Here is a 418-nt window from a genome sequence, read left to right as displayed (position 1 = left end):
GGGAAGCCCTTGTATGTCAATTGTTGCGGCCGGGATAGTAAAGCCATGGCATACCGGTTGGAAAACCACGGCGTGCAGCAACCCCGCCGGAAGGTGTTCCTGATTTACGATGTCCCTTCCAATTGGCCGTCACCAGAGGCCTCCGGCAAACTGCGTTTGAAAAAATCGAGGCAGTACCCGGGCTTCCTATGCAACCTGGAAAAATACGAAAGCCTGGACCAGTACATGGCCGCGCATCTGAGCGGGAAAACGCGGAATAAGTTCCGGAGATACCGCAGGAAACTCGAAGCGGATTTCGATATTTCCTACCAAACGCATACCGGGCCCATGGATCGGGCGGATTTTGATTTGCTTTTTGACCGCTTCCACGCGCTGCTCCGGAAGCGATTCGAGCAGAAACAAACGGTAAACAATAATC

At 53.1% G+C, this 418-nt stretch carries 1 protein-coding gene; it reads right to left on the bottom strand.

Going from position 1 to position 418, the window contains the following annotated elements:
• Nucleotides 1-186: 186 nt before the first annotated feature.
• Nucleotides 187-418, bottom strand: a 232-nt coding sequence (locus ACRHNM_RS16265) for a hypothetical protein (protein WP_431137690.1), incomplete at its 5' end; no start/stop codon positions are given.

This window comes from Psychroserpens mesophilus (assembly GCF_050617655.1).
Classification (GTDB): Bacteria; Bacteroidota; Bacteroidia; order Flavobacteriales; family Flavobacteriaceae; genus Psychroserpens; species Psychroserpens mesophilus_A.
Note: the sequence above shows the minus strand (reverse complement) of the source record. Positions and strands in the feature narration are given on the sequence as shown.